This is a genomic window from Brevundimonas sp., from assembly GCF_016463485.1.
In the GTDB taxonomy this organism is placed as follows: domain Bacteria; phylum Pseudomonadota; class Alphaproteobacteria; order Caulobacterales; family Caulobacteraceae; genus Brevundimonas.
This window is the reverse complement of record NZ_JAEMRD010000131.1, coordinates 1-9,240: the sequence shown is the minus strand read 5'-3', so window position 1 is coordinate 9,240 and position 9,240 is coordinate 1. Positions and strand designations below refer to the sequence as shown.

The 9,240-nt window shown below is 68.3% G+C and carries 10 protein-coding genes and 1 pseudogene; 10 read left to right on the top strand and 1 reads right to left on the bottom strand.

Features of this window, described 5'->3' with window-relative positions; translation table 11 throughout:
* Positions 1–422 (top strand): annotated as a pseudogene (locus JHC99_RS15065) (DNA polymerase III subunit gamma/tau); the annotation flags it as partial.
* Positions 423–429: 7 nt separating this feature from the next.
* Here the strand turns inward: JHC99_RS15065 and JHC99_RS15060 are convergent.
* On the bottom strand, positions 430–1,041 hold the full coding sequence (locus JHC99_RS15060; protein ID WP_292155251.1) for a malonic semialdehyde reductase: 612 nt from the start codon (positions 1,039–1,041) through the stop codon (positions 430–432).
* A gap of 159 nt (positions 1,042–1,200) precedes the next feature.
* Here JHC99_RS15060 and JHC99_RS15055 point away from each other — a divergent pair, with 159 nt between their 5' ends.
* The 9 genes from JHC99_RS15055 to pdeM all read left to right on the top strand — a co-directional run bounded on the left by JHC99_RS15055 (position 1,201) and on the right by pdeM (position 9,213).
* Positions 1,201–1,530, top strand: a complete 330-nt coding sequence (locus tag JHC99_RS15055; protein ID WP_292155249.1) for a YbaB/EbfC family nucleoid-associated protein — start codon at positions 1,201–1,203, stop codon at positions 1,528–1,530.
* A 4-nt stretch (positions 1,531–1,534) separates the two neighbouring features.
* Complete coding sequence (gene recR / locus JHC99_RS15050; protein ID WP_292155247.1) at positions 1,535–2,152, top strand: recombination mediator RecR; 618 nt, start codon at positions 1,535–1,537, stop codon at positions 2,150–2,152.
* Between the two features lie 37 nt (positions 2,153–2,189).
* On the top strand, positions 2,190–3,419 hold the full coding sequence (locus JHC99_RS15045; RefSeq protein WP_292155245.1) for a DNA recombination protein RmuC: 1,230 nt from the start codon (positions 2,190–2,192) through the stop codon (positions 3,417–3,419).
* A gap of 67 nt (positions 3,420–3,486) precedes the next feature.
* On the top strand, positions 3,487–3,939 hold the full coding sequence (locus tag JHC99_RS15040) for a hypothetical protein (RefSeq protein ID WP_292155244.1): 453 nt from the start codon (positions 3,487–3,489) through the stop codon (positions 3,937–3,939).
* 4 nt (positions 3,940–3,943) lie between these two features.
* Entirely contained in the window at positions 3,944–4,132 is a 189-nt protein-coding gene (locus JHC99_RS15035) for a helix-turn-helix transcriptional regulator (protein WP_292155242.1), read from the top strand.
* 13 nt (positions 4,133–4,145) lie between these two features.
* Complete coding sequence (locus JHC99_RS15030; protein ID WP_292155240.1) at positions 4,146–4,730, top strand: hypothetical protein; 585 nt, start codon at positions 4,146–4,148, stop codon at positions 4,728–4,730.
* Positions 4,731–4,801: 71 nt separating this feature from the next.
* Positions 4,802–5,779: a TraB/GumN family protein gene (locus JHC99_RS15025; RefSeq protein ID WP_292155238.1), complete on the top strand. Its 978-nt coding sequence runs from the start codon at positions 4,802–4,804 to the stop codon at positions 5,777–5,779.
* A 39-nt stretch (positions 5,780–5,818) separates the two neighbouring features.
* A complete protein-coding gene (locus JHC99_RS15020) occupies positions 5,819–8,470 on the top strand; it encodes a ligase-associated DNA damage response DEXH box helicase (RefSeq protein ID WP_292155236.1) in 2,652 nt (883 codons plus the stop codon).
* Entirely contained in the window at positions 8,467–9,213 is a 747-nt protein-coding gene (gene pdeM, locus JHC99_RS15015) for a ligase-associated DNA damage response endonuclease PdeM (RefSeq protein ID WP_292155234.1), read from the top strand. Before JHC99_RS15020 ends, pdeM begins: the two co-directional genes overlap by 4 nt.
* Positions 9,214–9,240 lie beyond the last annotated feature (27 nt).

Here is a 9,240-nt window from a genome sequence, read left to right as displayed (position 1 = left end):
GGCCCAGCCTGCCCGATCCCCAGACCTTCGAGGCCACCGTCGCCCTGATCGGCGAGAAGCGTGAGATCGCGCTCAAGCTCGACGTCGAACGCTATGTGAAGCCGGTGTCCTTCAAGCCGGGTGCCATCGTCTATGAGAGCGGTCCCGGCGCGCCCGTCGGCCTGGCACAGCGGCTGGCCGGGCGGCTGAAAGAGTGGACCGGCCGCACTTGGCTGATCGCCGCCAACGGCCAGGGCGGCGGCGAGACCCTGATCGAACAGGAGAAACGCGGCCGGGCCGAGGAACGCGCCGAGGTCGAGGCCGACCCCTTCGTCACCGCCGTCATGGCCGCCTTTCCGGGCGCGAAGATCACCGACATCAAGACCCTGGCCCCCGCCGTCGAGATGCCGGCGATCCCGGACGACGACGGGGACGAGGACTGACGCAGGTTCAGAGGATCTTCGCAGCGTCCTCGAACGCCAGACGGGGCGAGCGCGGGAACAGGTTCACGTCGGTGCCGTAGCCCAGGTTGAGGATGAAGTTGGGCTCGATGTTCGGTTCGGGGAAGAACTCGGCCTTCACGCCCGCCGCGTCGAAGCCCGACATCGGGCCGACGTCGAGGCCCAGCGCCCGGGCCGCGATCATGAAATAGCCGCCCTGGAGCGAGGCGTTGCGGAAGGCGCCTTCCTTGCGCGCGGCCTCGTCGGCGAACCAGTTCTTGGCGCCCGGCGCGTGCGGGAACAGGTAGTCGAGGTGTTCGTGGAAGTCATTGTCGGTGGCGATGATGACATTGACCGGGGCGTTCAGCGTCTTGGCCTGGTTGCTGCCGCTCATGAAGGGCGCAAGACGCGCCTTCGCCTCGGGCGAGGTCAGGAACAGGAACCGCGCAGGGGTCGAGTTCACCGCCGTCGGGCCGAATTTGGTCAGGTCGTAGAGTTTGCGCAGCAGGGCCTCGGGCACGGGTCGATCGGAAAAATCGTTGCGGGTACGGGCCTCGGTGAACAGCTGGGCCAGGGCGGTCTCGTCGAGGGCGACGTCGCGAGTGGAGGGATCATAGGCCATGGGAAGTTCCGGTTAATTGGAAACAGATGCGGTTGCTAAATAGTCCTGTGACGCGCCAGCGCAAGACCAATCACGGCAATGCAGCGTTTCCGGTCCGGCGATCAAGCCCGCCGACGCCGCCCCCTGTTGCAGCGCACCGCTTCGGCCTATCTAGAGGCAATGAAAGACCTCAACTCCCTCATGCAACAGGCTCAGGCGATGCAGCAGAAGCTGCAGGACGCCCAGGCGAAGATGGCCGAATCCTCAGCGTCCGGCACCTCGGGCGGCGGGCTGGTGACCGTGGCGCTGAAAGGCCCCGGCGAGATCACCGGCGTGACCATCGACGATAGCCTGCTGGTGCCCGGCGAGGGCGAGATCCTGGCCGACCTGATCGTCGCCGCCCATGCCGACGCCAAGCGCAAGCTGGACGAGATCAACAACGGCCTGATGCGCGACGCCGCCGGGCCGCTGGCCGGGATGAACATCCCCGGCATGCCGAAACTGTTCTGACGTCTTGGCCGCCTCCGCCGGACCCGAGATCGAGCGGCTGATTTCGCTCCTGGCCAAGCTGCCGGGGTTGGGCCCACGCTCGGCCCGGCGGGCGGCGCTGCAACTGCTCAAGAAGCGCGAGCAACTGCTGGTCCCGCTGGCGGCTGCCATGGCAGAGACGGCGGAGAAGGTCTCGTCCTGTTCGGTCTGCGGCGCACCCGACACCCGCAATCCCTGCTCGATCTGCTCGGACTCCAACCGCGACAACGGCCTGATCTGCGTGGTCGAGGAGGCCGGCGCCCTGTGGGCCATGGAGCGGTCCGGTGCCTTCCGAGGCAAGTATCATGTCATGGGCGGGCTCCTTTCCGCGCTGGACGGCGTCGGTCCCGACGACCTGCGCGTCGCCGAACTGGTCGGCCGGGCGCGGAGCGGCGTGGGAACCGACGGCGCGGTGCGCGAGGTGGTCCTGGCCCTGCCCGCCACCGTCGACGGCCAGACCACGGCCCACTATCTGGCCGAACGGCTGGCGGGATCGGGGGTCGAGGTGACCTCCCTGGCGCGCGGCGTGCCGGTCGGGGGGGACCTCGACTGGCTCGACGACGGCACCATCGTGCAGGCGCTTCGGGCGCGACGGCCGGCATAGGCTTTCCGCCCCGTCCGACTCTGTCTAGGAACGGAGCATGAACACCCTGGTCCCCATTCTCGCCGCCCTCGCCGCCGTCCTTGGCGCGGCGTTTCTGTGGGCCTTCATGGGGTGGCAGAAGGCAAAGGGGGGGCTGGATGCCGCCGAGCAACGCATCCTGCTGATCGAGGAAAGCCGCGTGACCATGGGCGATCTGCTCAGGGCCCAGGCGGCCCAGTCGGCACAGGCCATCGCCGACCAGATGGTGACCCGCGCCACCGAGACCTTCCAGGCCCAGGACCGCGTCGCGCAGCAGCGGATGGAGGCTCAGCTCAAGCCCGTCGCCGACACCCTGAAGGCATTTCAGGAGCACGTCTCGGCGCTGGAAAAGGTCCGCGTCGAAGAGACTGGTGGCCTGAAGGAGCAGTTGAGCCTGCTGATGACGGCGTCGTCGGCCACGCGCGACGAGGCCCGCAAACTGACCGAGGCCTTGCGCGGAAATACCGGGCGACGCGGACGCTGGGGCGAGCAGACCTGTCGCAATGTGCTCGAAGCCGCCGGTATGGCCGGACGTTTCGACTTCACCGAACAGACGTCTGAACTCAATGACGAAGGCCGTCAGTCGCGGCCCGACTTCATCGTCAAACTCCCCGGTGGGGGCATGTTCGTGATCGACGCCAAGGTGTCGCTGGCCTTCGCCGACGCGACCGACGGCGACGAGGACGCCCAGGCCCGCGCCGCCTCCCTGCGCACCGCCGCCAGCATGAAGACCCACGTGCGCCAGCTGTCGTCCAAGGCCTATCAGGACCAGTTCAAGCCCAGTCCCGACTTCGTGGTGATGTTCGTGCCCGGTGACGCCTTCCTGTCGGCCGCTTTGGACCACGAACCCGACCTGATGACCCAGGCGATGGATTCGCGTGTCGTCATCGTCACCCCCACCACCCTGTTCGCCCTGTGCAAGGCCGTCGCCTATGGCTGGCGCGCCGAGGAACAGTCGAGAAACGCCGACGAGGTCGCCCGGCTCGGCCAGGAACTCTACAAGCGTCTGGCCGCCATGGGCGGGCACGCCGCCGCCGTCGGCCGGTCGCTGGAGGGGGCGGTCGGGCACTACAACAAGCTGGTGGGGTCGCTGGAGAGCCAGGTCATGGTCCAGGCGCGTCGGTTCGAGGATCTTCAGGTCAACCACGAGGGTCGCGCCCTGCCCGAACTGACCGCGATCGATCAGTCCCCCCGCGTCCTGACCCGGCCTGAGCTCGTCGCGTCGGATGAAATCCGCAAACTCGTCTGACAAGGCTGCTTGACAGTCCTGACGCAGGATGTAAAACACCCTTGTCCAAACGACAGGGGAGTTTGTCATGGCCAAGGGGCTTTGGGGTGTGATCGGCAAGAGCGTGTTGGGGCTGCTCGGCCTGCTGGTTCTGCTGTTCGTGACCGGGGTCGCCTTCGGATACATGTCCGCTCACGGCGTGATGACGTCGGACGATGCCGTGGTCTGGATCATGACCATTTTCGCCGTCCTGGTGATGATCGGATCGCTGTGGGTCGGTGTGGCCTGGATGCGTTCGATCGACGAGGCGGCGCGCGAGGCGCACAAGTCGGCCTGGTACTGGGGTGGCACGGCCGGAATGGCGGTCGGCGGGGTCGGCGTCATCCTGTCGGGTCTGGACCAGGCCGAGGCGCTGCGTTTCGCCGTGTCGGGCCGAACCGATCCCGCCGCCTACATGGCCGCCGGAGCCATGCTGATGCTGCTGCTGATGCTGGCCGGCTACACCATAGTCTGGGCCTGGTGGTGGCTGGCGCGGCGGTGATGTCATGAACAATCGCCTCAAGGTTCTTCGCGCCGAACGCGACTGGAGTCAGGCCATGCTGGCCGAACAGCTCGGCGTGTCGCGCCAGACCGTCAACGCCCTGGAGACAGGCCGTTACGACCCCTCATTGCCCCTGGCCTTCAAGATCGCCCGCGTCTTCGGCCAGCCCATCGAAGCCATTTTCTCGGAATAGGGAGGAACCGTTCATGCACACCGAAACAACCGCCCGTCGGCCCGTCTGGCTGAAGGTAGTGGGCATCGTCGCCCTCGCCGGTATGGGCGCGCTCAGTGGATACGCCCTGGCCGGGCTTGGCCGCGACGTCATCGGCGGCTGGGAGGACGAGGTGGCCATGCTGATGGCCGTCAGCCTGACCGCCATGGCCGTGGTCAGCGCCGGCGTGATGGCGACCCGACCCCGGGACGTACCCAGGGGATGCGGCCTGCTCCAGATCGTCGTCCTGCTGCTGGCGGGCGTGATGTTCGCCCTGCCGGTCTTCGGGACCAGAGTGCTCGACCCGAACCTCGTGTTCGCGATCATTCTCGGTCTGCTGGCCGTCCAGACCGTAGCCAATCTGATGCTGTGGCGCGCCGCCGACGAGATGCTGCGCCGGGTCATGTCCGAGACCAGCGCCATGGCCTTCTGGGCGCTTCAGACGGCGCTGTTCGTCTACGCCGCCGCCGAACGGCTGGGGCTGATCGACGGCCTGACCGCCTGGGGCATGACCGGCATCCTGATGGGGGTCTATCTGGCTGCCTCGATCGTCGCTTCGGCCCGGCGCGGCATGACCTGAACGGCGGTCCAGCCCGCACCTTCCTTTTTTCGCCTCTTCAAACCTTCACGCTGACCACAAGGATTTCAGCCATGACCACGCTTGCTCGCCTCAAGACTTCCGTCGCCGATCTGGGCCGCTTCGCCGGTGGGTCGATCCTCGGCCTCGCCCTGGCCGCCGCCCTCGTCGCCGCACCCGCCAGGGCTTTGGCCCAGGCCGCACCGGCGACCGCCGCTGCCGCCCCGGCCGCCGTCCTGCCCGCGACGGGATCGGGCCCGGCGCTGTGGGTCGTGAAGGACGCGGATTCGACCCTCTATCTGTTCGGCACGGTCCATGTGCTGCGCCCGACCACGGCCTGGGGCTCGGCCAAGGTCGACGCCGCCTTCGCTGCGTCGTCGGATGTCTATTTCGAGATCTCCAACCCCGACGATCAGGCTGCGATCCTGCCCCTGATCCAGCAGTACGGGATTTCGCCCCAGACGCCGCTGTCCAGCCTGCTGACCCCCGTCGAGATCGCCGACCTTGACGCCGCCGCAAAGACCATGGGTGCCTCGGCGGCCCAGCTCGATCCCCTTCGTCCCTGGATGGCGGGCCTGACCCTGTCGATCGCACCCCTGATCAAGGCGGGCTACGATCCTGCTTCGGGTGTCGAGACCATCCTGAAAGCGCGGGCCTTGGCGGGTGGAAAATCCGTCCGCGGATTCGAGACTCTTGACGAACAGGTCCGTGTCCTCGCCACCCTGCCCGAAGACGCCCAGCTGCAGTTCCTGCGCAGCACGCTGGAATCGTTTGACGCCGCAACGACGGAGCTCGACGGCCTGGTCGCGGCGTGGGCGGCGGGTGACGTCGCGGGCATCCAGGCCCTGGGCGTGGACGAAATGAAGGCCACGGCGCCGGCCATCTATGACGCCCTGCTGACGCGCCGCAACGCCGGGTTCGCCGACGACATCCAGGGCCTTCTGGCCGGATCGGGCACCGCCTTCATCGCGGTCGGTGCCGCCCACCTGGCCGGGCCCGACAGCGTCCAGGCCATGCTGGAAACGCGCGGCGTCGACGTCGAGCAGCAATAGGGTACGCGAAAACAGAAGGGGAACATCTGGCGCTGCCGGATGGTCCCCTCTATCGTGGCGGCGATGGACCTTCCGCCCCTGTTCGCCGACTGGTTCGCCACGCGCGGCTGGTCGCTGCGACGTCACCAGGCCGAGATGATCGCGGCGGGTCAGGCAGGGCGTCACGCCCTGCTGGTCGCCCCCACCGGCGGCGGCAAGACCTTGGCGGGGTTCCTGCCGTCGCTGATCGAGCTGGCCGAGCGGGGGCCGCGTCCGACCTTCGGGCCGGGATCGGGGGTGCATACCCTGTACGTTTCGCCGCTGAAGGCCCTGACCACCGACGTCGAGCGCAACCTGATGACTCCGATCCGCGAGATCGGCCTGAACATCCACGTCGAGAGCCGCACAGGCGACACCAAACAGTCCAAAAAGCAGCGTCAGCGTGAGTTCCCGCCCGACATCCTGCTGACCACTCCCGAGCAGCTGGCCCTGTTCTGCGCCTGGGACGGCGCGCGGGCCTATTTCGCCGACCTGAAATGCATCGTTCTGGACGAGGTCCACGCGATCTGGAGCGGCAAGCGCGGCGACCTGCTGAACCTGGCGCTCGGCCGGTTGCAGAGTTTCTCGCCCGCGATGCGGCGGGTGGCGCTGAGTGCAACGATTGATGACCCGCAACTGATCGCGGATTGGCTTTCTCCTTCCCCCGCAAGGGGGGAAGGTGGCAGCCGGAGACTGACGGATGGGGGGTACGAGGATGCGGACGATGCGCGTCCGAAAGTCCCCCCTCTTGCCACCGAGTTTCACCCCCCATCCGTCTCGCTCCGCGAGCCACCTTCCCCCGCAAGGGGAGAAGGGATCATCATCGTAAAGGGCGACCCCGGCGCGCCCCCGGTCGTCGATGTCCTGGTCTCCGAAGGCCACGTCCCCTGGGCCGGGCATACCGGCCAGCACGCCATCCCCGAGGTCTATGACGCCATCAAGCGGTCGGGCATGACCCTGATCTTCGTCAACACTCGCTGGCAGTCCGAGTTCGTGTTCCAGCGTCTGTGGGAGATCAACGACGAGAACCTGCCCATCGGCCTGCACCATGGGTCGCTGGCGGCCGAGCAGCGACGCAAGGTCGAGGCGGCGATGGCGCGGGGCGATCTGCGGGCCGTGGTCTGCACCTCGACGCTGGATCTCGGCATCGACTGGGGTGACGTCGATCTGGTGATCCAGCTGGCCGCACCCAAGGGGGCCAGCCGTCTGGTCCAACGCATCGGCCGCGCCAATCACCGCCTCGACGAGCCCTCCCGCGCCCTCATGGTGCCCGCCAGCCGGTTCGAAATGCTGGAGTGCCAGGCGGCCCGCGAGGCGGTGGCCGAGAACGCCTTTGACTGGGAGCCACACCACATCGGCACCCTCGACACCCTGGCCCAGCATGTGATGGGCGTGGCCTGTTCCGAGCCGTTCCGGATGGACGATCTGTATGCGGAGATCATCGGCTGCGGTCCTTACGCCGCCCTGACCTACGAGCAGTTCGAGGAGGTGGTCGATTTCGTCGCGACCGGCGGATACGCGCTGCGGACCTACGACCGGTTCGCCCGGATCGTCAGGGACCGCGAGGGCCTCTGGAAGGTGCGCAACGCCCAGACCGCCCAGCGCCACCGCATGAACGTCGGGGCCATCGTCGCGGCAGGGACGCTGAACGTCCGGGTCGCCTCGCGGCGCGGCGGGGCCACGAAACAGCTGATCGGCGGGCGCAAGGTCGGCGAGGCGGAGGAGTGGTATTTCGAACAGTTGACCCCCGGCGACACCTTCATCTTCGCCGGCCAGACCTGGGCCTTCCAGGGCATCAACGGCACCGACGCCCTGGTCACCCACGCCCAGGACAAGGACCCGAAGATCCCCTCCTGGGGCGGGTCCAAATTTCCGATGTCGACGTCGCTCGCCGTGCGGGTTCGCGACATCATCCAGGACCGCGACCGCTGGCGCGTCCTGCCGCCCGACGTGCAGGAGTGGCTGGAGCTGCAGGAGGCGCGGTCGGCGATCCCGCGCGCCGATTCCATGCTGATCGAGACCTTCGCGAGGGGCAGCCGCCACTATATGGTGGCCTATCCGTTCGAGGGCGGGCTGGCGCACAATACGCTGTGCATGCTGCTGACGCGCCGGCTGGACCGGCTGGGGGTCGGGCCGCTGGGGTTCGTCTGTACCGACTATTCCCTGGCCATCTGGTCGATCAAGCCGATGGACGACCTGGATTTCGACGCCCTGTTCCAGCCGGACATGCTGGGCGACGACCTCGAATCGTGGCTGGAGGAGTCGTTCATGATGAAGCGCACCTTCCGCAACTGCGCCCTGATTTCGGGGCTGATCGAGCGTCGCCAGCCGGGGGCGGAAAAGACGGGGCGTCAGGTGACGTTTTCGACCGACCTGATCTACGACGTGCTGCGCCGGCATCAGCCCGATCACCTGCTGCTCAAGACGGCGCGGGCCGATGCGGCGTCGGGGCTGCTGGACGTGGCGAGGCTGGGCGCCCTGCTCAGCCGGATCGCCGGCCATATCGAGCTCCGCGCCCTGACCCGCGCCTCGCCCTTCAGCGTGCCGGTCCTCGTCCAGATCGGGCGCGAGCGGGTCGGGGGCGACGCCTCGGACATGATCCTAGAGGGCGCGGCCGAGGACCTGATCGCCGAGGTCATGGCCGACGCCCAACCTGAACCACACGCCGCATGACCGCCCTCAGACGCACGGAGACCTGGCGCATGACCCTGTCGCCGAGCCGCAGCCGCTGCGGCGGCCTGCACGTCACCATCGCGGGCGAGCGGTGCGTGATGCGCTGTTCCGGCGCGCTGCACGTGCTGGACCACGACGTCCTGATCGCCGCCGACCTGCACCTGGAGAAGGGCTCGGCCTATGCGGCGCGGGGCCAGATGCTGCCCCCCTATGACAGCGCCGCCACCCTGTCCCGGCTCGAGGACGAGATTGCCGAGCTCAACCCCGCCCGCGTCGTCCTGCTGGGCGACAGCTTCCACGACCGCCGCTCCATCCCCCGGATGGCCGAGGCCGATCTGCGCAGCCTGGAGCGGATGGCCTTCGGCCGCGACTGGCTGTGGCTGGAGGGCAACCACGACCGCGACGCCCTGGGTGCCGACCTCGACCGCCTGCCCGGATCGGTGATCGAGACCCTGAGCCTCGGTGCCCTCCGCCTCGTCCACGAGCCACAAGCGGGCGATCAGCCGGGCGAGGTCGCGGGGCATCTGCACCCCGCCGCCACCGTCGTCGCCCACGCCCGCCGCGTGCGCCGCCCCTGTTTCATCACCGACGGCCAGCGGGTGATCCTGCCCGCCTTCGGAGCCTTTACCGGAGGCCTGAACGTCCGCGACCCCGCCATCGCCGCCCTGTTCGCCAGCCCCCCGCTGGCGGCCGCGCTGGGCCGGGACCGGGTGCATCCGATCGCCTGGGGGGCGCTGGTCTAAGGGGGCGGCGGGGGGGGGGGGGGGGGG

What these genes read in the sequence shown, in the direction of transcription:
- JHC99_RS15060 (WP_292155251.1), bottom strand. Translation starts at nt 1,041, where the DNA reads ATGGCCTATGATCCCTCCACTCGCGACGTCGCCCTCGACGAGACCGCC.
- JHC99_RS15055 (WP_292155249.1), top strand. Translation starts at nt 1,201, where the DNA reads ATGAAAGACCTCAACTCCCTCATGCAACAGGCTCAGGCGATGCAGCAG.
- JHC99_RS15045 (WP_292155245.1), top strand. Translation starts at nt 2,190, where the DNA reads ATGAACACCCTGGTCCCCATTCTCGCCGCCCTCGCCGCCGTCCTTGGC.
- JHC99_RS15040 (WP_292155244.1), top strand. Translation starts at nt 3,487, where the DNA reads ATGGCCAAGGGGCTTTGGGGTGTGATCGGCAAGAGCGTGTTGGGGCTG.
- JHC99_RS15035 (WP_292155242.1), top strand. Translation starts at nt 3,944, where the DNA reads ATGAACAATCGCCTCAAGGTTCTTCGCGCCGAACGCGACTGGAGTCAG.
- JHC99_RS15030 (WP_292155240.1), top strand. Translation starts at nt 4,146, where the DNA reads ATGCACACCGAAACAACCGCCCGTCGGCCCGTCTGGCTGAAGGTAGTG.
- JHC99_RS15025 (WP_292155238.1), top strand. Translation starts at nt 4,802, where the DNA reads ATGACCACGCTTGCTCGCCTCAAGACTTCCGTCGCCGATCTGGGCCGC.
- JHC99_RS15020 (WP_292155236.1), top strand. Translation starts at nt 5,819, where the DNA reads ATGGTCCCCTCTATCGTGGCGGCGATGGACCTTCCGCCCCTGTTCGCC.
- pdeM (WP_292155234.1), top strand. Translation starts at nt 8,467, where the DNA reads ATGACCGCCCTCAGACGCACGGAGACCTGGCGCATGACCCTGTCGCCG.